Source organism: Amphritea opalescens (assembly GCF_003957515.1).
Taxonomy (GTDB): domain Bacteria; phylum Pseudomonadota; class Gammaproteobacteria; order Pseudomonadales; family Balneatricaceae; genus Amphritea; species Amphritea opalescens.
Genome location: NZ_RQXW01000013.1, coordinates 16321 through 41731, shown reverse-complemented (window position 1 = coordinate 41731; position 25411 = coordinate 16321). Strand labels below are relative to the sequence as shown.

Here is a 25411-nt window from a genome sequence, read left to right as displayed (position 1 = left end):
ACCCTTGCTCAGGGTCAACTCGGATTCAAGCGTATAATGCTAATCTGGTCGCGTAAAAGATAAAAAGCTCGACTCGATCCCTGAGATAAATATAAATACAGTGAAAATTAGCACGAGGATCTTTTTTAACAACTATCAACGTTAACCACCATCCACGATGTCATGCAGTTGCTCTTAAGAGGCAATGATTCGTCAAACAATAATGGATTATAGGTAAACCATAAGGAGCACCACTTGATCGAGTTGATTACACAATCGTCTTTTACTGAAATTGCCGCCTTGCTGGTGCTAGCCGCAGCGATGGGGTTTATTGGCTTATTTCTCAAGCAGCCACTCATCGTCAGTTTTATTGCCGTCGGCTTAATCTCTGGCCCATCTGTATTGGATATTGTTCACTCGAAAGAACAGATTCAACTGCTCTCCGAGTTAGGCATCGCGGTTTTGTTGTTTCTCGTTGGCATCAAACTGGATGTCAAACTGATCCGCTCTATTGGCTCAGTCTCAATCATGACCGGGCTTGGCCAAGTGGCCTTTACCTCCATCGTTGGTTATTTTATCGGCTTGGCCATCGGTTTGGATCACATTACCAGTCTCTATGTCGCCGTCGCGCTGACCTTTTCATCAACCATTATCATCGTCAAACTGCTCTCCGATAAACGTGAGATCGATTCATTACATGGCAAGATCGCGCTGGGTTTTCTAATCGTTCAAGACCTAGTGGTGGTTGTCGCCATGATTGTCCTAGCGACCATCGGCATTGGTTCTGGTCATGGCGGCGATGCTAATACCGCGATCTGGCAAGTAGGACTCGCAGGGGCGGGATTGCTACTATTTGTCATCATCTTTGTCCGCTATATCGCCAACCCACTCACGCAGCAACTGGCAAAAACACCAGAACTGTTGGTTATTTACGCTATCGCTCAAGCCGCCCTATTTGCCGCGATAGGTAATATTATCGGCCTCGGAATGGAAGTGGGCGGATTACTCGCCGGTGTCGCCCTCGCATCAACACCCTACCGAGAAAGCATTGCAGCAAGATTAGCGCCCCTACGGGACTTTTTACTGCTGTTTTTCTTTATCGCCTTAGGCGCTACCTTGGATTTATCGCAGTTAGGCGCCCATATGTCCGGTGCGGCAATATTCTCACTATTTGTACTGGTCGGTAACCCGCTCATCGTCTTAGCCATCATGGGAGCCATGGGTTACCGTAAAAGAACAGGGTTTCTGGCGGGCTTAACCGTGGCACAAATCAGTGAATTTTCACTCATTTTTATCACCATGGGCGTCAGTTTAGGGCATGTTCAACATGACATTCTCGGCTTAGTAACTCTCGTCGGTATCGTAACCATTACGGCATCGACTTACATGATCACCTATTCCCATCAGCTTTATGCCTTTTTTGAGCCCGTTATTGGCATCTTTGAACGGCCCGGCACACCCCGAGAACAAGCCACTGAACTCCCTTCAGGCAACGCCTATCAAGTGGTTATTTTTGGTCTAGGTCGCCTCGGCACCGAGATCGCGAGTCGTTTGAAAGAAAAAGGGATCAGCGTTTTGGGTCTCGACTTCAATCCCGCCGCGATTAAGCATTGGCGATATCTAGGGCTCGATACCGAATATGGTGATGTCACCGATCCAGAATTTATCACCGAGCTCCCCCTCAAACAGACTCAGTGGTTGATCTCCACCATTCCGCAACACCATATCGGTATTGCTTCTGAGGACACCCGTAAAACCATTATTCAGTTAACACGGTCCGCTGGTTTTACTGGCCAATTAGCCACGGTGTCACACAGTAAAGTGGATACAGAAGAGCTAAAACTACTCGGTGTCGATTTGGTATTGGAACCCTTTCAAGATGCCGCCGACCGAGCGACTGAGTTATTACTCGAAGGCTTAAATAACCCATCTTTACAACCCCCGTCATAGGAGCTGGCTATGAAACATTTTAATAACATACTCTATGTGCTTGATGAGCATACCCATCAGTCTTCTGTCTCACTATTGCGGGCTATCGCTCTGGCGAAATCAAATCAAGCTGACCTAACGCTATTACAAATCCTGCCGGACATTGCCACATTTATTCATCCCTATGATCACGGCTGTATCAGCGATGAAACACTACCGATTAAAATGCTGCATCGAGAAAAAGAAAAACTCCAAACGCTTATCGCCTCGCTCGAGGTTGATTTCAGCCCGAAAGCTGAACAAAAGACAGGCAAATCCTATATTGAAATTATTCGCCTCGTTCAAGCACAAAATTTCGACCTCGTGATAAAAGAGATCGACGATATAGACTGGCTGGATCGCTTGTTAGGTAGTGATGACATGCATCTATTACGTAAATGCCCTTGTCCAGTCTGGTTGATGAAAAAAGATGCCGATCCAAAATACAAGCATATTATGGCAGCGGTTGACCTTACGGACACACCCGATACTGCGAACGATGAACTAAACACCGAGATACTCGAGTTTGCTTGTTCCTTATCACTCGCCGACTTTACAACATTGCATGTGGTTAATGCTTACGATGTTCCCCAAGCAGGCTTTATTAGCTTATGGGCAGAGCAACCTGATATGGTAAAAGATGAATTATTTGCCGCCGAAGGACGCCAGAAACAGCACAAAATCAAAACATTGATGGATGACTTAAAATCTAGAATCGGGACTGAATCCTACGAGTATTTATCCCCCCAAACCCATATCTCTCAGGGCCCACCGGGGCGAGAAATACCCAAGTTAGCCAATGAGCTCAACGCGGATTTAGTGGTGATGGGCACTATCGCTCGCACCGGTATTGCAGGAGTTGTGATTGGTAACACCGCAGAGAATGTGCTGCCTCAATTACGCTGCTCTATATTAGCGATTAAACCCAAGGGGTTTGTCTCTCCGGTCTCTTAAGCGGTTTCTCAACCGACCATGGCCATGCAGTTATAAAAATCGGGAATATTTGATATTGAATTAAGCATTAAATTCTAAATTCAGCATTGAAATTCCCGACCTATTTCAATATCAAACAAGTTAAATACAACTCCGGATTATATTATTACTTTTAGCAAGCACTGCCTCAGTCGATATTAAAAAGACCCTATAAACCGGCCTTGGCTTACCCGTTGACCATAAATAAAACAATCATTTAATTAATAGCTAACAGCGATATTCTGGGCGTATTCCAGCACAATTTCCGCGACCCGCTTATAATAAACAGCAATAAGCTAAGTCTTTATTTGTTACCTCAGCGTTACTTTTTAAATATTAAAAATAAAACAGTGGAACTTTTATTCTCACCGCAGAGTCTATCAAGTGTTAAAAATTTACCAGGATATTATCCACACAAAAAATCCTGATATAAATAATTTAAAATAGGCAAATCATTAATGAATTCTCAAGGGTCGATTCCTGAAACTCTGCAAAAGCCACTATCGCGCTCTTTGCTGGCATTACGTTTAGGCGTCTTTGTCGTCATGCTTGTATGGACTCTCGATAAGTTTATCAACCCTGCCCACACGGGCATTATGATGAACAAATTTTATGGTATCGATTGGCTCACCCAAAACCTTGCTTACATCATCGGCGCAGTAGAATTATTACTGATTCTCGCGTTTGTTGCCGGTCTGTGGCGTCGCTGGACATACATGAGTATCCTCATGCTTCATACGCTTTCAACCTTCTCGGCCTACAGCAAATATATGGATCCTTTTAATAATCTATTATTTTTTGCCGCTTGGCCCATGCTGGCCGCTTGCCTCGCCCTTTACTGGTTAAGAGACTGGGATACTTTGTGCACTTTTCCGCAGAAATTAACACCCTCTAAAAGCTAATACAGCAAGATAATTACCATGAAGACAGCCCATCTCTCATGGTAATTTTTTCATCCGATCACTTCTCCGATATTGGCATACCTTCGTTATCACCTCGTCAAATAAAGCCTTAACTCTGTTATGGATAAACCGCTATCTGTCGTTTCAATATGGACTTTCAATATCACTCAAATCAACAAACACGCTTTTCGTCTGTGTATAGTTATATAACGTATCGATACCGTTTTCACGCCCAATACCCGATTCTTTATATCCCCCCACGGGCATTTCCGCAGGCGATGCTCCCCAAGCGTTAATCCAACAGATACCGGCCTGCATCTGCCCGATCACCCTATGAGCACGAGCAAAGTCCTTAGTAAAGACGCCTGCCGCTAAACCAAACTGAGTGTTGTTGGCACGCTTAATTACTTCATCCTCATCGCTAAAGCTCAGTACCGACATTACAGGCCCAAAGATCTCATCCCTAACTTGAGGCATCTCATCCGTGCAATTGGTGAAAACGGTGGGAGCAACAAATGCTCCTTTATCCAAACCATTGTCAGTCACTTGATAACCCCCACATAACAACGTTGCACCCGCATCTTTCGCCGCTTGAATATAACCCAATACTTTATTCATGTGCTGCTTAGAGATTAACGCCCCCACTTGCGTCTCTATATTCATAGGGTTACCAATAATCATCGCTTCGGTACGAATTTTCAGCTCTTCGGTGAAGGCATCCATGATGTCCTCATGAACAAAAACCCGAGTACCATTGGTGCACACTTCACCTTGGGTATAAAAATTTGCCAACATGGCAGCTGAAATCGCTTGATCGACGGGCATATCGGGGAAGATAATCATCGGCGACTTACCACCCAACTCCATCGTCACATCTTTTAAAGATTGCGCCGAGGCGGCCATCACTTTTTTACCGGTACCCACTTCACCCGTAAACGAGACTTTGTCTATGTCAGGGTGTGCGGTCATCATTTTACCTACTCGAGCATCGCCTTGAAGCACATTAAAGACTCCATCAGGTAATCCCGCTTGAGTATAAATCTCAGCCAACTTTAACGCGGTTAACGGCGTTTCTTCTGACGGTTTAAAAATCATAGCATTTCCGGCGGCCAACGCCGGACCCGATTTCCACATCGCAATCTGAATGGGATAGTTCCAAGCACCTATGCCAGCGCAAATACCTAATGGTTCGCGACATGTATAGAAAAAATTACCACGACTAAGGTTTTGATAATCCCCTTGAATTTTATCGGCTAAGCCCGCGTAATACTCAATCACATCCGCGCCGGTCTGCACATCAACGCAGCTAGCTTCTTGTAATGGTTTGCCTGTATCCAACACTTCTAAACGAGCTAATACGTCATTATTTTCCCGTAACAAGTCGGCTGCTTTTTTAAGTATACGGCCTCGTTCAACGGAGGGCATAAGCGCCCAAACTTTTTGCCCTATTTTGGCTGATGCAATCGCCGCCTCTAATTCGGCTTGACCGGCTTGCTCAACCGTCGCAATAACCTCTCCTGTTGCGGGGTTAAGCGTCTCGAAATGCTCTTTACTCGTCGATGCGTGGTAGCGGCCATGAATATATTGCTGTTGATGTGCCATGATGAACCTTTTGATAAAAATTAATTCAATTGATAGTCATATAAGACCCCGCTAACACTCAAGTCAGCGGCGTCTTCGAACAGTGCTACGATAAGTCAGCGACTTCTTTTTCAATCATTCGCTTAACGATCTGCTCGTCAGCAATTAAATGCTCACTATCTTCCCTTAACGATTTAACCAATCCCCACATCATCGCTATTAATATAAACGTAAAGGGTAGTGCTCCGGCAATCGAAGCCGCTTGTAATGCTTTTAACGCTTGATCACCGCCCATCAATAAAACAATCAAGGTAACAAAGCCCAACATACAGCCCCAAATAACCCGCTGCTGCACCGGAGGTCGACGACCAAAGGACAATAAACGCCCCAAAACTAGAGTGCCTGAATCGGCCGACGTGACAAAAAAGATAATTACCACAACTAAAGCACACGCTTTAGCAATCAGCGCCGATACACCCGGTGTCAGCGTATCAAAAGCAGCATAAATAGTGCCGGCATAATCCCAATTTTGCACGGCGGCATTATAAATCGTCATATCGGCACCATAAACAGACTCGTAAATGCCAGCAGAGCCAATAATACCAAACCAAAGAAGGGATACGACCGATGGAATAATAATCACCCCTAAGATAAATTCACGAACCGTGCGTCCACGGGAAATACGCGCAATAAACAACCCAACGAAGGCAGACCATGCAATCCACCAGCCCCAATAAAAAATACTCCAACCACCCTGCCAAACACGTTCTTCAGGACTACGTGCAGTCCATAACGTCATGGGAATCACATTAGAAATATAATCGCCTAGCACGGTTAAGGTACTCGCAATCAGGTAGTTTGTGCCATTACTCGCAAACAGAAAATAAGCCAAGATCGCAATACAGATATAGGTATTGGCGGTCGATAAAATCTTAATACCTTTGGCAACGCCACTGGTAGCCGATATTGTCGCCATCACCGTCACAAACATAATCGAACAGATCGTCACGGTTTGGCTGGTTTGTTCAATAAATCCAATCGATACCAAACCTGCGCCTATTTGCTGGACACCCAAACCCAACGTCGTCGAAATACCAAAGATAGTACCAAGCACAGCAAGGATATCCGCAGCATGACCAATTGGGCCATAAATACGTTTACCAATCAGAGGATATAATGCAGACCGAATGGCTAAGGGCAGCCCTTTACGAAACGCAAAATATGCAAGCGAAAGACCCACGATACCGTACATGGCCCAAGCCACCGTTCCCCAATGAAAAATCGTTAACGTCAAACCGCCGGCAGCGGCATTCGCCACCAGACCATTAGGGACAGGAAAGCCCGCATCGCCGGGTAACAACCCCGCGTTTAAGGCCGCCTGTTTCGCGACGAAGAATTCATTAACGGCGATTTTCACTTCAGAACTCATAAAAGGGTTGCCGCCACTCCAACCACTCGCAAAGTGAATCATCGGCTCAGACATGGAGAAAAACAGCATACCGGCACCGGTACCACAGCCAAACAGCATCGAAAACCAAGCAAAGTTCGAGAATTCAGGACGTTCATGATCCCGTCCGAGTCGAATCGCACCCGCCTTAGAGAACAGTAAAAATCCACAAATCATAAACGCTAACATCATCACCGCGATGTAATACCAGCCTAAGGTTTGTTCAATCCAGCTCTTGATACCGAGAAACTGCTCACTCGCTGTTTTTCCTAATAGAATTGAATACAGTACAAATACAATAACAAGGCCAATAGAAGTAATTCCTAGCGTTGAATTAAGTCCTTTCAATACCCCACGTTTTTCAATTAATGATTCTAGTTCATCGTTATTCAGCATAGATACTTCCTCTAGCACATAATTATTATATGGTTATATATGAAGTCATTTTTATTATTCACTTTTATTATTTTATTGATATGTCGTCTGCCGTTGAAAGTCTGTTAGTCCGATAAGAATGTAGCTCCTGTTTATTTTGATAAGAGTCACTAACAACTGAGCATGAGTGACTCGTTGATAGTATTTTGAGCACTAAGCGTATTTTTTGGCTAGTACTCGTAAGCGACTTTTGAATTCTGAACGGTCGACATAGCAGCCATGCAGATGACGTCGGCCACTGCTGTCTTCAAATTTATTTCTGCCATGTAGCACTCGACGATTATCAAAAACCACCATTTGCCCAGCAGATAGTTTTAATTCGATTTTAAAGCGCTCATCACGCAGCCGTTTCATTAAGCTCCTATACGCTAAGTAATATTCATACATAACACAGGCAGGCAGATCAAAAATACTGGCCAAGTGCGCATTAAACTTAATTTCAATAATATTGCCAAATTGATCAACGTTGATCACACTGTGATGCTCGCGAATATCATGGCTTTCATCATGAAAGCGAAACGGTATCACTTGTTCCGATAATAGTTTGAAATAATCTGGGCACTCATCACGTAGTTCTTCTGCCACTTTTAAGGCATCGACAAAGACAGACTCTCCCCCCTCACAATCATTCGCTAGGCAGTGCAAAAACTGATAACCTGGCGGGGTTTCTTGATTCGTCAAATCCGTGTGCAAAGGCAAGTCAATCGAGGTGTAGGCGAGATTAATCGGTGACTCAACCGACACTACATTAAATGTCGTACCAAAATTGGTTTGTCGTAAATAATCAATACGTGAAGCCAACAACACGGTCGATTCAGTTGAATCTGGCATGCCATCGATGAGCGTTAAGCCCGATTTATCTAACTCAACCATCCATTGATACAAAGCTTTGTCATCATCCATCACCGCTTCATATTGCGCATGATAAATTGTGTTCACAAACGCTGAATCCCAACTTTCATAAGCACTGACATGGCGCTCATTGATCAGGCCTGAGTAACTATGTTCAATTAACCAAGACTGTGTGAAGCAACTCCGATGGCCGCCTTCAGACCATTCAATATGTAGAAAATCATCACTGACTTCTACGGATAAGGGGTGAATATCTTCACTCACACTGAGCAGATCGAATTCTCGTTCCTCGGTATCAATGTGAAAGGCTGTAGGGCAATTGTCTCTTAGCCAAATATGATGAAACTCAGATACTGTTTCATCACTCCATTCGACCAACAGGCTTAGTGCATTTTGCTGAATAGAGGCAATTCGTTTGCCCGTTGTATTCAAGTTTTGGGTCACAGATAACGTCATGGACTGTCCTTTAAGATAAAAAATAATCACACTATGTTGATGCACACATGCTAGATATGTTGTATCTTTTATGGAAACAACATATTAATGCCATCTTGATAAGTACTGCTAATACAAAGCCATGAAACAAAACCTTCCGCCCATGAATTGGGTCAAAACGTTTGAAACCGCTGCGCGTCTGCTTAATTTTAGTGCAGCGGCGCGCGAGTTAAATATGACTCAGTCGGCGGTCAGCCAGCAAATCAAGCTTTTAGAGCACCACTTAGGCGATGAACTTTTTATACGTCGGCATCGAAAGATAACACTAACCAACAGCGGACTTGCTTATTACCCGGTTGTACAAAGCACTTTAAACAGTTTACAACAAAAAACAGCCGACATATTTTCGCCCGTTGGCGAAGGCCGTCTAGTTTTGAAAGTCAATTACGCATTCTCATCGCTTTGGTTATCACATAATCTATATAAGTTTTGCGCCCGCTATCCCGGCATCCGCTTGCAACTACTGCATTTAAATTGGGATCGAGATTTTTCTGAAGGCAGTCATGATTTATCGATTATGAATGGTAATGGAAAGTGGTTTGGGTTAAATTTAGAACCCTTATTTAAAGCAGAAGTCACGGCGTTCTGCTCACCTAAACTGGTTAAGCTCATATCATCACCATCAGATCTTACATCCCTACCCTTAATAGAAGTCACTGGAGTCAATCATTCCTGGCAACAGTGGTTTAAAGAGGCAAGCATCGAAGTCGATGAGCGAAATATTGTTTATCATCGTGTAGATACATTATTATCCGCAGCATTGATGGCCGAGTCTGGGCTCGGTGTTATGCTTGCTCACCCTGATATATTTGTGAAATCTTTGCAGGAGCACAAAATTGAAGCCCCCTTTGATATCAACTTGGCCACCGAAGATAATTATTATCTAGCCTTTCCTGAAGGGAAACCTTTATCGAAATCGGCGATCGTTTTCCGTGATTGGTTACGGCAAGAGATGGCACTAGCATTAAATAGCTAATGGGAAAATCAATAGCGTTAGCACCCTCTCTTGCGGTTTTAAATAACCCATTTTTTCATTTAATGGTAAGCTCCAAATCAACAGAATAATCTATATCAAGGCTATTCTTTTAAAAACGATGCATCAATATCCATAACAAAACACGACGATATACAATCGCGACCTTTCACCTCTGATTCACCATCATTTAAATCCCAATACTCCTGCTCTTGCACCATAAGAAGCCTCGCATTATAGTTGTTACTAACAACATAGTGATCAAAGGCCTAACATCATGTCCCGCTTAGAGCGCGCCGAAGAGTTATATGAAGCCGTCAACCAGCTCATCCGTGTTCATCAGTTCCGTGATCGAGATTACATCTGCTGCCACGATGTATCCGTAGCACAGTGTTATGCACTAGAAACTTTAATAAAACGCGGCCCTCTGAGACTACAAGCATTAGCCGACGAGATGTATCTGGACAAAAGTACCACCAGTCGCGTGGTGGACTCCCTGTTGCGCAAACAGTATGTACTCAAGTTACACGACCCCGATGACCAGCGAGCCATTCAACTGTCACTGACACCTTCGGGAGAAGCCTTATACCAAACGATTCATCAAGACCTAATCAGCGAAGAAGCCTCGATGATCAAAGATGTTCCCCCAGAAGTCGTGGATGGCGCACTCACACTGATTCGCCAACTTACCATCGCCGCACGTAACCGACTGGGTTCCTAGCCCACTTTTTTAACCTATTAGTTGCTAGTACCAACTAGTTATCATGGAGAAGTTTGATGCACATAGAATTGACTAATCTACCTGTCGCAGTGATCGGGGCAGGTCCCATAGGACTCAGTGCCGTCGCTCATCTACTCAAACGTGGATACACCCCAATACTCTTTGAAGCCGACAACCAAGTAGGCGCTAACCTCGCACGCTGGGGGCATGTGCGTATGTTTTCACCTTGGATCTACAATATCGATGACACCTCTGCCGCGTTACTCAAACAACAGGGGTGGCGTGAACCCGTTGCCAATGAATTTCCCACCGGCAAAGAACTCTTAGAGCAATACGTCGCGCCACTGGCATCCCACCCAGCCATCACCCCTCACCTACAGCTAAATACTCAGGTTGAATCGGTTAGTCGGCTCAACCACGATCTACTGCGCACCAAAGGCCGAGCCGAAGCGCCCTTCGTTCTACGAGTGTCAGGCCCTGAAGGCGAACGTGATGTCATCGCACAGGCTGTTATCGATGCATCCGGCACCTACCAAACCCCGAACTGGCTTGGTACACACGGCATTCCAGCACTGGGCGAACGTGCCGCTGCTGATGCTATCGCCTACGGTGTTCCTAATATTCTGGCTGCCCGGGAAGAATACGCTAACAAGACCGTGTTAGTGGTTGGTGGTGGCCATTCCGCCTTCAATGCGCTACAAGATTTAGTCCTTCTCGCTGATGAATCTAAAGAGATGCGCGTTCTATGGGGGATACGGAGTTCATCCACCCATGTCGTGCGTTCACCGGTCAATGATGAGCTTCAAGAACGAAGACGTCTGGAAGTGCGTATTCAAGAACTGCTAGAACAGGGCCGTATCGAGGTATTTAGCGAACTTGAAATCGATGCGATCCACCCTGAAGATAACCAACTGATTGTGCACAGTGGTTCACGTACACTGCCGCCGGTCGATCGTATCATCGCGGCTACCGGCTTTAGACCAAACCTTAACCTGCTTGCCGAATTGCGCACCTCGTTAGACCCTGCGACCCAAAGCCCAATACGACTCGCACCACTTATCGACCCTAACTTACATAGCTGCGGCTCGGTACCTGAACATGGTTTGACTGAGCTTTCCCATCCCGAACCGGGCCTCTTTATCTTAGGTATTAAGAGCTATGGCCGTGCGCCGACTTTTCTACTGAGGACGGGTTATAAACAAGTCGCCTCGGTGGTCTCCGCACTCGGCACCAGCGATATGTCGGTTACCACACAGACAGACACCGCACCTGCCGCGTCTACTTGCCAAGGATGAACGCCTTGGCTCCCACGCGCGGATTTATTTCCGCGCTTGGCCTCAGCCAATTAGTGTCTTGGGGAGCACTGTATTACAGCTTCCCCTTGATTGCGGAAGCCATGGCCAATGAACTCGGGTGGAGCCGTGCCGATATTTATGGTGCGGCTACACTCGGCTTAGTAGCCTCCGCGCTGGCCGCCTATCCGATTGGCACCATGATTGATCGCGGACATGGCCGCAAGCTGATGGTCGGGGCAACTATCGCGGCCTCTGCGGCCTTGGTAGTTTGGTCTTGCATAGACACTATCTTGTCATTGTATGTCGTTGTGATCACATTGGGCGTACTGCAAGCAGCGTTATCCTACGAACCCGCCTTTGCGGTCACCGTGCGTCAACTCGGTACGCAACAAGCACGCTCTGCGATCACCGCCATTACCCTCTGGGCGGGATTTGCCAGCACCGTATTCGTGCCTCTATTACAATTCATGCTCGATCATTGGGGTTGGCGAGATGCGCTACTGGGCTTAGCAGTGATTAACATCACCATCGCCGCACCACTCTATCAATGGGCCATCTGGCCGGCGGATATCCATCGCTATCCGGTACAGCAGACATCAAACCCTGAAGAAAGCGTCATCCGTCCGATATTACGCAGCCCTAGATTCTACCTACTCACGGCGTCTTTCTGCGCCTATATGGCACTCTTTTCTGGCTTTACCTATCATATTTACCCACTGCTGATCGCCCTCTCCTCGGACACTCAATCGGTGGTCTTTGCGATCGCCCTTATCGGCCCGGCACAGGTGGGTGCACGTCTACTGTTGCTATTATTCGAGGAGATCACCATAAAGCGCCTAGGTTTACTGGCCGGTATCGCATTCCCACTGGCTATCCTGCTGCTAAAAGCGCCGCCCTCTAGCCTCACCTTGGCAGGTTTATGTATTCTTTATGGCGCTGCCAACGGCATCTTTACCATCGTTCGCGGTATGGCTGTACCCGAGCTTCTCAGCCGTCAAAACTACGGCACCATCAATGGCATTATGCTGGTGCCGATGTCACTCGCTCGCGCCGCTGCCCCTTGGGCTATTGCCGCATACTGGACCCATTCAGGCACACCCCATAGCGCTATACAGTTGCTACTTATTTTGGCGATATTAGTGCCTCTACTGTTTGGTGCAGCGATTTACGTAAAGCGCACTCATTAGCCAGACTTTCACTGCCTACGGCCTTTTAGATACTCAAATTAATGGCGTTCAACCGAGAATTTATCATTCATCTGCTGTGGGTAACGATTAAAAACGCTATCGCCATGGCTAGCGATAAAAACCAAAAAGCCCGCAACAATGCGGGCTTAGGTCTTTAGTGATCGACTATGGTAAACGCTTAAATCCACTCGAATAAAAAAATATACTTATACAGCAGCTAGTTAAACATTATTTAACCATAGCATCATCTATACAATTCTCAGAATTTATGTGATCTTTTACCGCTCGTCGACGTTTTAGTTCAGCTTTCGCCCAAGCTGAGGATGCTTGCATATCATGACGAAGCTCGTGCTTCTCTTCAGTTGTAAGTAAGCGCGGAGTAGATTCTGTTCTATGCACTTTTCATCTCCAACATGTCGTGGTCTATTTTCAATGGCCTATCAAAACCTGAGCGACTAGCTAAGGTCTCTTAGAGGTCTTTTTAGACTGTTTTTGAAGCTCAAGCGAAAACGCCTCATCTAACATAGCCTATATATTCGTCTTTATGTTAACGACCTGTTTTTCGCTCTTTATACTCTTGATAAGTAATTAACTTCAATAACGACCTAACATCCAGTCTTGATACTGCGAAACGCTCCATTATCAACGTAAAGGCGAACAGTTTTCAACAGGCTAAACGATCGACTTTAGGTCTCTTACATTTAGCTCTCATAGCCCTTCACGAGCGAGCGATAGACCGACTTACATCCATATTGATGAGTTCAAATAATACTTCCAACCGGTGACTGACAAGTGCCAGCATGGGATGAGTCACCATCGCCGAGCAAAAAAAATGCCGGTCAGTATGGCTGACCGGCATCTCATTTTTTATCAAGACCAAATTAGCGCTTTATAACTTGGCCTATTCCCACTCAATGGTTGCCGGTGGCTTAGAGCTCACATCGTAAGTCACCCGTGATACATGGGCGATCTCGTTGATGATTCGGCCGGATACCGTTTCCAGCAGTTCATAAGGCAGGTGCGCCCAACGAGCGGTCATGAAATCGATGGTTTCAACGGCCCGCAGCGCGATAACGTATTCATAACGACGCGCATCACCCACAACTCCTACCGATTTAACGGGCAGGAAGACGGCAAATGATTGGCTAGTTTTGTGGTACCAGTCGGCCTTATGCAGCTCTTCTAGGAAGATCGCATCCGCTTCACGCAGGATATCCGCATACTCTTTCTTCACTTCACCCAGAATACGCACCCCTAAGCCTGGGCCAGGGAACGGATGACGATACACCATATCGTATGGCAGGCCGAGTTCTAAGCCGATTTTGCGTACTTCATCTTTAAACAGTTCACGCAGTGGTTCAACCAGATCCATCTTCATATCGTCTGGCAGACCGCCAACGTTATGGTGGGATTTAATCACATGGGCTTTACCATTTTTAGAAGCCGCCGATTCAATGACATCCGGGTAGATAGTGCCCTGCGCTAAGAAGTTAACTTCTTTCAGCTTAGTGGCTTCTTCATCAAAGACTTCGATAAAGGTGTTGCCAATCACTTTACGCTTAGCTTCTGGATCGCTCTCGCCTTTCAAACGTCCGAGGAACAGCTCTTCCGCATCAACACGGATCACCTTGACCCCCATGTTTCTAGCGAACATCTCCATCACCTGATCGCCTTCGTTCTTACGCAGTAGGCCGTTATCCACAAAGACACAGGTCAGTTGATCGCCGATCGCCTTATGTAACAGTGCCGCCACCACGGAGGAGTCAACGCCACCGGACAGACCGAGCAATACTTTTTGGCCACCGACCTGTTGCTGAACTTTTTCAACGAGATCCGCGATGATGTTAGCAGGGTTCCACAGAGCATCACATTCGCAGATTTCACGGACGAAACGTTCCAGAATACGACCACCCTGTTTGGTGTGAGTCACCTCTGGATGGAACTGAACACCGTAGTAGTTTTTACCCGGATGACACATGGCGGCAACCGGTGCACTGGCGGTGCTAGCGATAACATTAAAGCCTTCCGGCAGATCGCCCACCTTATCGCCGTGGCTCATCCAAACATCCAACAACAGCGAACCGTTATTAGCTACTTGGTCTTCGATCCCTTCTAACAAACGGCTAGGGCTATCTTCTAAGCGAACTTTGGCATAACCAAACTCACGCAGATCAGAAGAAACCACACTGCCGCCCAACTGCTCAGCCATGGTCTGCATACCGTAGCAGATGCCTAACAGTGGCACATTCAGTTCGAATACCACTTCAGGGGCACGGGGTGAGCCGAACTCGGTAACCGATTCAGGGCCTCCGGCCAGAATGATACCTTTAGCGTTATATTCACGGATCGCAGAGTCATCCATATCCCATGGATGGATCTCACAGTAGATTCCAATCTCACGCACCCGACGGGCAATCAATTGAGTATATTGTGAACCGAAATCCAGAATCAGAATTCGTTGAGCATGAATATCTTGTGACATTTCGATGACTCCGAAATCATCGCCGGTACCTGCTTCAGGTTAACCTCGGCGATTGGCTGTTTTAGCCGCGTGTTAAAAAAGAAAAAGTGGGAGGGCCGAAGCCATCCCACCTGTTTTAGTCATGTAAAAAGGATTATCCAACGCGATAGTTCGGCGCTTCTTTCGTAATGCTGACATCGTGTACGTGGCTTTCCGCCATCCCAGCACTGGTGATACGCACAAACTGTGGAATAGTACGCATTGCCAAAATATCAGGGCTGCCAGTGTAACCCATCGAAGAGCGCAGGCCACCGATTAGCTGATGCACAACACCACCCATCGGCCCTTTACAGGCAACGCGACCTTCAATACCTTCGGGCACTAATTTCTCAGCACCTTGCGAAGCGTCTTGGAAGTAGCGGTCAGAAGAGCCAGAGCTCTGTGCCATCGCACCAATCGAACCCATACCACGATAAGACTTATATGCCCGTCCTTGATACAGCTCAACAGCACCCGGCGCTTCATCTGTACCGGCCAACATAGAACCGATCATCACTGCTGATGCGCCCGCCACGATCGCTTTCGATAGGTCGCCGGAGAAGCGTACACCACCATCGGCGATACAAGGAATATCATAGGCTTTCAATGCTTCGGCAACATTTGCTACCGCGGTAATCTGTGGCACACCGACACCAGCAACGATACGAGTAGTACAGATAGAACCTGGGCCAATACCGACTTTGACACCATCGGCACCGGCTTCAGCCAGTGCAATGGCCGCATCAGCTGTGGCGATGTTACCGCCAATCACCTGAACGTCAGGATAGGTTTTCTTCACCCAAGCAACACGATCAATAACGCCTCTTGAATGACCGTGGGCAGTATCAACGATAATCACATCCACACCGGCTTTAACCAAGGCATCAACACGATCTTCGGTCTCTGGACCCGTACCCACTGCCGCACCGACGATCAAACAACCGTCGCCATCTTTAGCCGCATTTGGGTGGGTCAGTGCTTTGTTCATATCTTTAACGGTCATCATACCGCGTAGGCCAAAGGCCTCGTCGACAACCAGAATTTTTTCAATGCGATGTTTGCGCAGTAAGTTACGCACATCATCTGGATCAGCGCCTTCCAGCACCGTTACCAAACGATCTTTAGTAGTCATGATAGAGGCAACAGACGCATCCAGTTTCTTTTCGAAACGGGCATCACGGCCAGTCACAATACCGACTAGCTCACCTTTATCAATCACAGGGAAACCGGAAAAACCAAGCCGAGCAGAGAGTGCATTTAGCTCGCCAACGGTCATATCAGGACTACAGGTGACTGGATCACTAACAACACCGGCTTCATACTTCTTAACCCGACGCACTTCGGCAGCTTGCTGTTCGATCGTTAAGTTTTTATGAATGATACCGATGCCACCTTCCTGTGCCATCGCAATCGCTAGGCCAGATTCGGTAACAGTATCCATTGCAGCAGAGACAAGGGGAACGTTCAGCTTGATGCCTTTAGTCAGGCGTGTCGTCAACGAAACGTCTTTAGGCAGAACCTCGGAGTAACCGGGAACCAGTAGAACATCATCAAAAGTGAGGGCTTCTTCAGCGATTCGCAACATGAGTGAGATTGCCTGTAGTGTCTAAAAAAATAAGACGCGGGATTATAGCCTTTTGTCGCACGTCCGACAATCAAAATACAGCCATTCCCAACCATTTTTATCCATTTTATCAATTCTGCCAAACAGTCATTACAAACTGATGTTCGGTTGGTTTAAGATGCGCACTATGCAATCGTACTCACACACCCCCAATCTATCCCGCCAGATCGCCGCACCACAGGCGCTCAGCGTTACCGAACTGAACCGTCAGGTGAAATCTCTGCTCGAGAGTTCGTTCCTGACCATTCATGTCGAAGGCGAACTGTCGAACGTCGTCAAAGCCAGCTCAGGTCATTGGTACTTCACCCTAAAAGACCGAGATGCCCAAGTACGCTGCGCGATGTTTCGCAACCGCAATCAGTATCTCAAATATAAAGCCAAAAACGGCGACAAGGTGGTCGTCCGGGCCAAAGTCAGTCTGTATCCCGGCCGTGGCGACTATCAACTGATCTGTGACTATATGGAGGAAAGCGGTGTTGGCTCACTGCAACAAGCCTACGAAGCACTGAAACAGAAGCTGCAACAGCAGGGCTTGTTCGACACCGCCTTTAAAAAACCGATACCCACTCACCCACAGCATCTCGGGGTGATCACCTCTCCCACTGGGGCGGCGGTACACGATATCCTGACGGTGTTAAAACGACGCTTTCCCTCGCTGCCGGTTACCCTCTTTCCAACCGCCGTACAGGGTAATGACGCCGCCGCTCAGATCGTCAAGGCGATTGAGCTCGCCAATGAGGATGGCCGCTGCGATGTATTGATCGTCGGTCGAGGCGGTGGCTCGCTAGAAGATCTATGGCCCTTTAATGAAGAGATCGTGGCGCACAGCATCTTTCATAGCCAGATTCCCATTATTAGCGCCGTCGGCCATGAAGTCGACGTTTCGATTGCCGACTTTGTCGCCGACCTGCGGGCAGCCACACCCTCTGCAGCGGCTGAACTCATTAGCCCAGACCAGCAGCAGATATTGCTCAGGCTACAGCAGATACAGCAACGACTCATGCAGGCTTGGCAGCGCAATCACCGCCAGCATCAACAGAAGCTCCAGTGGACACGTGCCCGCTTGCGCCACCCCGGTGATAAACTCAAAGAGCAGGCCCAGAAACTCGATGATCTGGAACTCCGAATGCAACGCGCGGTCAGACTTAACGTGGAGCGGCAGAAGCAGCAGTTCAACCAATGGCAACAACGCTACCAACGCTGCTCTCCCCAGCCCCGCATCACCGCTGGACAACAACGTAAGGATGAGTTGCAACATCGACTCACCACGTTGATGCAAGGTTTACTCAAACAGAACCAACTCAAGCTATCCGGTTTAGCCGCTACGTTGAACAGTGTCAGCCCCTTAGCCACCCTCGATCGGGGCTATGCCATTGTTCAGGATGAAACCGGTAAAGTCATACAGGATATCGACCATATAGCAATGGATAACACCGTTGAAACCCGTCTCGCCAACGGTCGTTTTATCAGCAAAGTCACTCAGGTTATTAAGGAATAAGGACGCCCTATGCGCTTCGTCAGTTTTATGTTTGCCCTATTGATCAGTTTTTCAGCCGCAGCGATCGACCTGCCTACCGAGTCTCGAGTGCCGGGAGGCGTCGCCCTTATCCCGCTCAGCGGCCTAGACACCAAAGCCGCGCCCTCCGCATGGTATCGCGGCAACCGTGTGATGGTTATTCCTGCCCAAACCACGCCCTATGCTGAACAGGCTACTTGGCTCGCTGTGATTGGTATCCCGCTCTCAGCCAAACCCAGCCAAGAACAGTTAATGAAAGCCGATGGCAAACGCTACCCTTTCAAGATTCAAGATAAAGCCTATAAAGAACAACGCCTGACCATCACCAATAAGCGTCATGTAAACCCCAACACCCAAGACCTCGCGCGCTATAAAAGAGAAAAAGATGAGATGGTTGCTGCGTTTAAATCTTGGAGCACACCCGCCATATCTACTGCCCAATTCAACCTGCCCGCTACCGGTCGTTTCAGTAGCCCATTTGGCCTAAAGCGTTTTTTTAATGACCAACCTCGCAACCCCCACAGCGGCCTCGATATTGCTGGAGGACAGGGTGGCCCTATCAGTGCGCCATCGCCCGGCAAAGTTGTCGCCGTCGGTGAGTATTTCTTCAACGGCAATACGGTGATTGTTGATCATGGTTACGGTCTGACCACCATGTACTGCCATATGAGCAAAATCGACGTTAAGGTCGGCGATCAACTGAACACCGGCGACAACATCGGCAAGATTGGTAAAACCGGCCGCGTGACCGGCCCTCACCTGCACTGGAGTGTTAGCCTCAACAACACCCGGGTTGATCCACTACTGTTCGTAAAACAATAAGCTTCCCCCCTGTAATCGAGGGGCAGCTAAGCAAGCTATAAGCGGGCGAATATGCTAGTCTTCGCCGTTCTTTAAAACCGAACCGACAGAGTACTCATGTCTGAAATTAAATTTGAAACAACTGAACAGATCGCTAGCTACGGTATCGGCCGTCAGATGGGCGATCACATCGCAACCCAAAGCTTCGACGGCGTAGAACTGAATGCCGTGATTGCGGGTATCAAAGAAGCATTTGCCGGTGAAGCACTGAGCATCGAAGGCGATAAAATTCAGGCTGCCTTTAACGAGATTCAAGCCACTATGCAGGCTAAAGCTGAAGAGCAGGCGAAAGAAGCCGCTGCTGAAGGCGAACAGTATCTGCAAAAAAATGCACTGCGTGAAGAGATCTTCGTGACCGATTCAGGCCTGCAGTACGAAATCATCACAGCTGGTGAAGAAGGTGGCGCAAGCCCTACCGCTGAATCAACTGTTCGTACTCACTACCACGGTACTTTCATCGACGGTAAAGTATTTGATAGCTCTTACGAGCGCGGTCAGCCAGCTGAATTCCCTGTCGGCGGCGTTATCGCTGGCTGGACTGAAGCACTACAACTGATGACTAAAGGTGCCAAATGGCGTCTAACGGTTCCTTATCAATTGGCATACGGCGCACAGGGTTCTCCCGGCGGCATCCCTCCGTACGCAACTCTGGTCTTTGATGTTGAGCTGTTAGAAATCCTGTAATTGAGCACTCACATCTGATCTAATAAAGACCGGCCGCATACGCCCCGGTCTTTTTTTATGGAGAAAATAATGCAACTGAATCTGCAGATCACCGGTAGCGGAGCACCGCTAATCATTATCCACGGCCTGTTTGGCACCCTGCAGAATTGGAACGCACAGACCAAAGCGCTGGCGGAACATTTCACCGTCTATGCCGTTGACCTACGTAACCACGGCCGCTCCCCCCATACAGAGACCAACAGCTACCAAGAGATGGCCGATGACATTATCGAGCTGATGGATCAACAGGGATTAAACAGCGCCCATATCCTCGGTCATTCCATGGGCGGCAAGGTGGCGATGCAGCTCGCGATGAATAACCCGGAGCGGGTCGATAAACTGATTATTGTCGATATAGCTCCCGTGCAATACCCGAACCATCACAGCGATGTTTTCGCCGGGCTCAATGCCGTCGATCTGGAGAACCTAAGCTCCCGCCGCGAAGCCGATCAGCAACTCAGCCAGCATATCCCTGAACTAGCGGTGCGGCAGTTTCTGCTAACCAATCTCTACCGCAACGATGCAAAACAGTTTGCTTGGCGCATGAATATCCCAACGTTGGAAGCTTGCTATGATGAGATCAGCAAAGCCCCGACCGGCCCCGCATTCGATAAACCGGTGTTATTTATCAAAGGCGAAAACTCCGACTACATTACCCCCGCATACCGCGACCAGATACTGTCACTCTTTCCGCAAGCCGACTATCGCATGATCCAAGGATCAGGCCATTGGCCCCATGCAGAGAAAGCAGCCATCTTTACTAAATTGGTTTTACACTATTTAATGAAGTAAGACTGACAGCCAAGCGATTCAGGGAATACAAAAAGCTCCAGCACAACGCAGTAACGGAACTCTTTGTTTATCGCTATGTTGTTTATCGCTACGCCAGCCCCAAAAACACCGACAAACAAAAGAGCACTGAAAATAGCACTAGAAAAAACACTGCGCATAGCACCGATAGCACAACCGCCTCTCAAGCGGTATAACGTTAAATTGAAAACAGTTCATCAGATGGATTGGTTAATCCGTCAATCGCCCATATATAAAATCGTACAGCCGAACGCTAAGGCTTGCACGTTGAACACCCAACGGTTTTAACGGACTAACAGATAGCAATACAGTCAGCAGATTTTTAACGGCTCGCCGATATTTTTTGCCACTTTTACGAAAGGACGCTTCATGTTTCCCATTGACCATCAGATCCTTATTGCCGCGGTACTGCTGTTTGCCGGTGTTATCACCAGCAAGTTGTCCCCTCGGATCGGCTTACCGGTGCTGGTTATATTTCTCGGCATCGGCATGCTGGCGGGTGAAGATGGCATTGGCAGAATTCAATTCGATGATGTGGATACCGCGCATGCACTGGGCACCATAGCGCTGGCCATTATTCTATTTGACGGTGGCTTACAAACCTCGCTATCGTCGATCAAACTGGTTTGGAAACCCGCTAGCGCACTGGCCACCCTCGGCGTGGCGATCACCGCAGGCATTACGGGATTGGCCGCCGCCTACATTTTAGATCTATCACTGCCGGTCGGTTTTCTATTGGGGGCGATCGTTGGCTCAACCGATGCCGCCGCGGTATTCACCATTTTACGTAACGCCGGCATCCACCTCAGCCCTCGGCTCAAATCAACCCTCGAAATAGAAAGTGCATCCAACGACCCGATGGCAATATTCCTCACCATCGGCTTGCTACAAATGGTCACCACCAATGCGATGCCGGGCACTGAACTGCTGATCTTATTTGTCCAACAGATGGGCGTGGGCAGCATTATTGGCTTAGCTATCGGCTACCCCGCCGTCAAACTATTTAACCGTATTTCATTGCAGGCACCCGGCCTCTATCCGGTAATGGTTTCCGCCTGTGGATTACTCTCCTTCGGCCTTTCAGCAACACTCGGCGGCAGTGGTTTCTTCTCGGTATTTATCACCGGTGTAATTATTGGTAATGGCCGCTTTGTTTATCAACGGGCAACCTTTCTATTTCATGATGGTTTAGCCTGGCTGAGCCAAATTGGCATGTTTGTCATGCTAGGACTACTTGTAACCCCGACATCGCTGATTCACGTATGGCGCGAAGGGTTGTTGATCGCCTTAGTCTTGATCTTTGTTGCCCGCCCGCTCGCCGTTGTGCCGTTACTCTCTTTCTTTGGATTTAATAAACGCGAAATAGGACTGGTCTCCTGGGTTGGACTGCGAGGCTCTGTACCCATTATTCTGGCGATATTCCCACTTATCTTTGGTTTGCCTCAAGCAGATCTGCTTTTCAATGTAGTATTTTTCGTGGTCTTGATCTCAGCCACACTACAGGGCTCAACACTCCCTTGGATGGCTCGCAAACTAAAGCTGATTGAACCGCCACCCGCCACCCCATCGGCGACACTGGAAATCGCCGCACTGGCCAATATCGATACCGAAATCGTCAGGTATACACTGGGGGAGAACTCTAAGGTGCTCGGCCTGACCATCTCCCAACTGGCCCTACCCGAGGGCGCTGTGGTGGCCATGATCACCAGAGGGAGCAACGTGTTTCCACCGCGAGGCTCCAGCAAGCTGCAAACAGACGATCATCTGTTTATTGTACTGAAACCCGGCTTGCGGCCCTTTGTGGATTGTATTTTCTCCACCGTTGCGCCGAGCCTAGCGACCGATCTTCCGAACGAAGAACTACTGCTTAAAGGCACTTCCACCCTTGAGGATATCTTCAGATCCTACGGCATTATTATTGGCCCTTGTGATACCACCAGCTTGAGTGACTATTTACAACAAACAGTTAAACCACTCGAGGCGGGCAACCTAAAAATTGACGCGGGTAGTTTAACCATACAAAGCTTTCAGGCGGAGGAGATTGCCACAGTCAGCTTCAAGCGCGATCCACGCATCAATGCCAGCACCGCTTAATATTCACTCTAATAGGCAGGATATCGCTAACACCGTTGTCCTGCCCTTTCGATCAGTCGCCAAATTTGCATACACACCTAACGCTTCATCTTACCTTTAACGCCTTTTTCATCATGCAGATCGACGCAAAACACTAGATTGGTTCGATTATTGCTTAGATAAATACATATAAGTTATTCACGATTAAATATCCGGGTTGCAGAAACCCATACCAACGATAATCCACTGGAAAAATTTGGATACAGGGGAAAAAAATGAGCAGAAATGAATCGCGTTTGAGTGCAGTTAAAGAGATCACCAATGCTGCACCATACACCACCACTATGACAGCCCCACTGAAAGAGATCTGGGCGTCTGATGTGTTTGGTCTGCAACAGATGGAAGAATCGCTTTCAAAATCTGCTTTTAAAGCTATTAAAGAAACAGTACAAACCGGTTCCGAATTAGAACTAGCTGTCGCCGATGTTGTCGCAGCAGCAATGAAAGACTGGGCCATGGCTAAAGGTGCTAAGTTCTTCTCGCATATCTTCTATCCCATGACCAATGCCACCGCAGAGAAGCATGACGGCTTTGTCGTTACCAACGCTGATGGCACCGCAATCACAGAATTTACCGGCAGTTTGCTGATCAAAGGCGAGCCTGATGGTTCATCTTTCCCGAACGGCAGCCTGCGAATGACCAATGCTGCCCGCGGTTATACCGCATGGGATCCAACCAGCCCAGCCTATATCATGCATACCGCTAACGGCGCTGTATTGATGATCCCAAGTGTCTTTATGTCTTGGACCGGCGAAGCCTTGGATAAGAAAATCCCACTGCTACGCTCAAATGCGGCCATGGATAGCGCAGCACAAAAAGTGTTGGCGTTGATGGGCGAAACTGAGATCGCTACCCTCAACTCAAGCTGTGGTGCAGAACAGGAATACTTCCTGATTGATGAAAAATTCGCCAACGCTCGTCCCGACCTACTGCTAGCTGGCAGAACACTGTTTGGTGCCTCTCCTGCTAAAGGTCAAGAATTTGACGATCACTATTTTGGTGCAATACCTGAACGCGTGCAGGTTTTCATGCAAGATCTGGAAGATAGACTCTATTGTCTGGGAATTCCGGCGAAAACGCACCATAATGAGGTAGCTCCAGGCCAATTTGAGATCGCACCTTACTTCGAAGCAGCCAATGTAGCCTCTGATCACCAGCAATTATTGATGACATTGCTGAAAAATACCGCTAAACGCCATGGCTTTGTCTGCCTATTACATGAGAAACCATTTGCCGGCATTAATGGCTCAGGCAAGCATGTTAACTGGTCTGTAGGCAATGCTACCCAGGGTAATCTGCTCGATCCAGGCAACACGCCAAACGAAAACCTAAACTTCCTGCTCTTTTGTGGTGCGGTAATTCGCGGCGTGCACAAATATGGGTCACTATTGCGAGCCGTTATCGCTTCTGCCGCCAACGACCATCGCTTAGGTGCTAATGAAGCGCCTCCAGCTATCCTCTCTGTTTACCTGGGTGATCAACTGGAAAAAGTATTTGATAACATCAGAACCGGTGAGCTTCATGTGCCAACAACCGGTGGACAGATGGATATTGGTCTGTCACAGATTCTGAAGTTCGATCGTGATCCGGGCGACCGTAACCGTACTTCTCCGTTTGCCTTTACCGGTAACCGTTTTGAATTCCGTGCAGTCGGTTCATCTCAATCGGTCTCTGGCCCATTGGTCGCGATGAATACGATGCTGGCTGATTCACTTGAGTGGATTGCTGCGAAACTCGAAACAGCACTAGCAGCTAACGGCGACAAAACAGCAGCAGTCTTCACTGTGCTGCAAGAGCTGATGGAAGAGCATGGTAATGTTGTCTTTGGTGGCGACGGTTATTCTTCTGAATGGCATACAGCAGCGGTTGAAGAGCGTGGTCTGAAAAACATACCAACCACTGCGGATGCACTGCCTGCCTTTAAAACTCAGGAAGTGATCGATCTGTTCGCTAATACTGGTGTCTTCACTCCAGCAGAACTAGCCAGCCGCTTTGAAGTATATGCCGAGCAATATGTTCTCTCCATTGAGGTAGAAGCGAAACTGGTTGTTGAAATGGCAACCACCATCATCTACCCAGCAGCCATTAACTACTTGTCGAATATCGCAGCGACCGGTGTGACGCTAACCTTCTCTCCTGCAGAAAAAGTAGCTGATGCCGCTAATGCGATGATGGCTGCCGTTGAAGAACTCAGCGCAGCTCTGGCAACAGAAGAGTTTGCTTCGACTGAAGCCCATATGCAGTTCTTGGCAACAGAGGTTTGTAGCCTAATGCTTAAAGTACGTGGCGCTGCGGACCAACTGGAAATGCTGGTTGATGATAGCCTATGGCCTCTGCCTAAATACCGCGAAATGCTGTTTATTAAATAATAAACACCCGGTATTGCAGTCTATGGCTGCGCTCAACCGAGCGCAGCCATAAAAAAGCACGGACTGAT

Annotated in this window: 18 protein-coding genes; 13 read left to right on the top strand and 5 right to left on the bottom strand. The window is 47.8% G+C overall.

The window, feature by feature from the left end; translation table 11 throughout:
* Positions 1-234: 234 nt before the first annotated feature.
* From EH243_RS13700 to EH243_RS13690, 3 genes are all read left to right on the top strand, one after another.
* Positions 235-1929 (top strand): cation:proton antiporter, encoded by a 1695-nt coding sequence (locus tag EH243_RS13700; RefSeq protein ID WP_126159243.1) that lies wholly within the window; start codon positions 235-237, stop codon positions 1927-1929.
* A 9-nt stretch (positions 1930-1938) separates the two neighbouring features.
* The gene (locus EH243_RS13695) at positions 1939-2901 is read left to right on the top strand and encodes a universal stress protein (RefSeq protein ID WP_126159242.1); all 963 of its coding nucleotides are present in this window, start codon (positions 1939-1941) and stop codon (positions 2899-2901) included.
* A gap of 476 nt (positions 2902-3377) precedes the next feature.
* Entirely contained in the window at positions 3378-3821 is a 444-nt protein-coding gene (locus EH243_RS13690) for a MauE/DoxX family redox-associated membrane protein (RefSeq protein ID WP_126159241.1), read from the top strand.
* A 144-nt stretch (positions 3822-3965) separates the two neighbouring features.
* Here the strand turns inward: EH243_RS13690 and betB are convergent, their stop codons facing one another.
* The 3 genes from betB to EH243_RS13675 form a co-directional block, all read right to left on the bottom strand.
* Positions 3966-5423: a betaine-aldehyde dehydrogenase gene (betB, locus tag EH243_RS13685; protein WP_126159240.1), complete on the bottom strand. Its 1458-nt coding sequence runs from the start codon at positions 5421-5423 to the stop codon at positions 3966-3968.
* Between the two features lie 85 nt (positions 5424-5508).
* Positions 5509-7245 (bottom strand): BCCT family transporter, encoded by a 1737-nt coding sequence (locus EH243_RS13680; protein WP_126159239.1) that lies wholly within the window; start codon positions 7243-7245, stop codon positions 5509-5511.
* Between the two features lie 192 nt (positions 7246-7437).
* A complete protein-coding gene (locus tag EH243_RS13675) occupies positions 7438-8592 on the bottom strand; it encodes a TauD/TfdA family dioxygenase (RefSeq protein WP_126159238.1) in 1155 nt (384 codons plus the stop codon).
* 121 nt (positions 8593-8713) lie between these two features.
* Here EH243_RS13675 and EH243_RS13670 point away from each other — a divergent pair, with 121 nt between their 5' ends.
* From EH243_RS13670 to EH243_RS13655, 4 genes are all read left to right on the top strand, one after another.
* Positions 8714-9607: a LysR substrate-binding domain-containing protein gene (locus tag EH243_RS13670; RefSeq protein ID WP_126159237.1), complete on the top strand. Its 894-nt coding sequence runs from the start codon at positions 8714-8716 to the stop codon at positions 9605-9607.
* 274 nt (positions 9608-9881) lie between these two features.
* Positions 9882-10325 carry a MarR family winged helix-turn-helix transcriptional regulator gene (locus EH243_RS13665; protein WP_126159236.1) on the top strand — a complete coding sequence of 148 codons (444 nt, stop codon included), beginning with the start codon at positions 9882-9884 and terminating at the stop codon, positions 10323-10325.
* Positions 10326-10381: 56 nt separating this feature from the next.
* Positions 10382-11620: an FAD-dependent oxidoreductase gene (locus EH243_RS13660; protein WP_126159235.1), complete on the top strand. Its 1239-nt coding sequence runs from the start codon at positions 10382-10384 to the stop codon at positions 11618-11620.
* A gap of 5 nt (positions 11621-11625) precedes the next feature.
* Positions 11626-12807, top strand: coding sequence for an MFS transporter (locus tag EH243_RS13655; protein ID WP_164549125.1), 1182 nt, complete (start codon positions 11626-11628; stop codon positions 12805-12807).
* 901 nt (positions 12808-13708) lie between these two features.
* Here the strand turns inward: EH243_RS13655 and guaA are convergent.
* Together guaA and guaB are read right to left on the bottom strand one after the other, a co-directional pair.
* Positions 13709-15289 (bottom strand): glutamine-hydrolyzing GMP synthase, encoded by a 1581-nt coding sequence (gene guaA, locus EH243_RS13650; RefSeq protein ID WP_126159233.1) that lies wholly within the window; start codon positions 15287-15289, stop codon positions 13709-13711.
* 133 nt (positions 15290-15422) lie between these two features.
* Positions 15423-16892 (bottom strand): IMP dehydrogenase, encoded by a 1470-nt coding sequence (gene guaB / locus EH243_RS13645; RefSeq protein WP_126159232.1) that lies wholly within the window; start codon positions 16890-16892, stop codon positions 15423-15425.
* Between the two features lie 166 nt (positions 16893-17058).
* Here guaB and xseA point away from each other — a divergent pair, with 166 nt between their 5' ends.
* From xseA to EH243_RS13615, 6 genes are all read left to right on the top strand, one after another.
* On the top strand, positions 17059-18429 hold the full coding sequence (gene xseA / locus EH243_RS13640) for an exodeoxyribonuclease VII large subunit (RefSeq protein ID WP_206441630.1): 1371 nt from the start codon (positions 17059-17061) through the stop codon (positions 18427-18429).
* 9 nt (positions 18430-18438) lie between these two features.
* A complete protein-coding gene (locus tag EH243_RS13635; RefSeq protein WP_126159230.1) occupies positions 18439-19269 on the top strand; it encodes a peptidoglycan DD-metalloendopeptidase family protein in 831 nt (276 codons plus the stop codon).
* Between the two features lie 96 nt (positions 19270-19365).
* Positions 19366-19992 (top strand): BamJ family beta-barrel-assembly machinery protein, encoded by a 627-nt coding sequence (locus tag EH243_RS13630; protein WP_126159229.1) that lies wholly within the window; start codon positions 19366-19368, stop codon positions 19990-19992.
* Between the two features lie 69 nt (positions 19993-20061).
* Positions 20062-20823 (top strand): alpha/beta fold hydrolase, encoded by a 762-nt coding sequence (locus EH243_RS13625; RefSeq protein ID WP_126159228.1) that lies wholly within the window; start codon positions 20062-20064, stop codon positions 20821-20823.
* A gap of 387 nt (positions 20824-21210) precedes the next feature.
* Positions 21211-22935 (top strand): potassium/proton antiporter, encoded by a 1725-nt coding sequence (locus EH243_RS13620; protein WP_126159227.1) that lies wholly within the window; start codon positions 21211-21213, stop codon positions 22933-22935.
* A gap of 254 nt (positions 22936-23189) precedes the next feature.
* Entirely contained in the window at positions 23190-25343 is a 2154-nt protein-coding gene (locus EH243_RS13615; RefSeq protein ID WP_126159226.1) for a glutamine synthetase III family protein, read from the top strand.
* Positions 25344-25411: the final 68 nt, after the last annotated feature.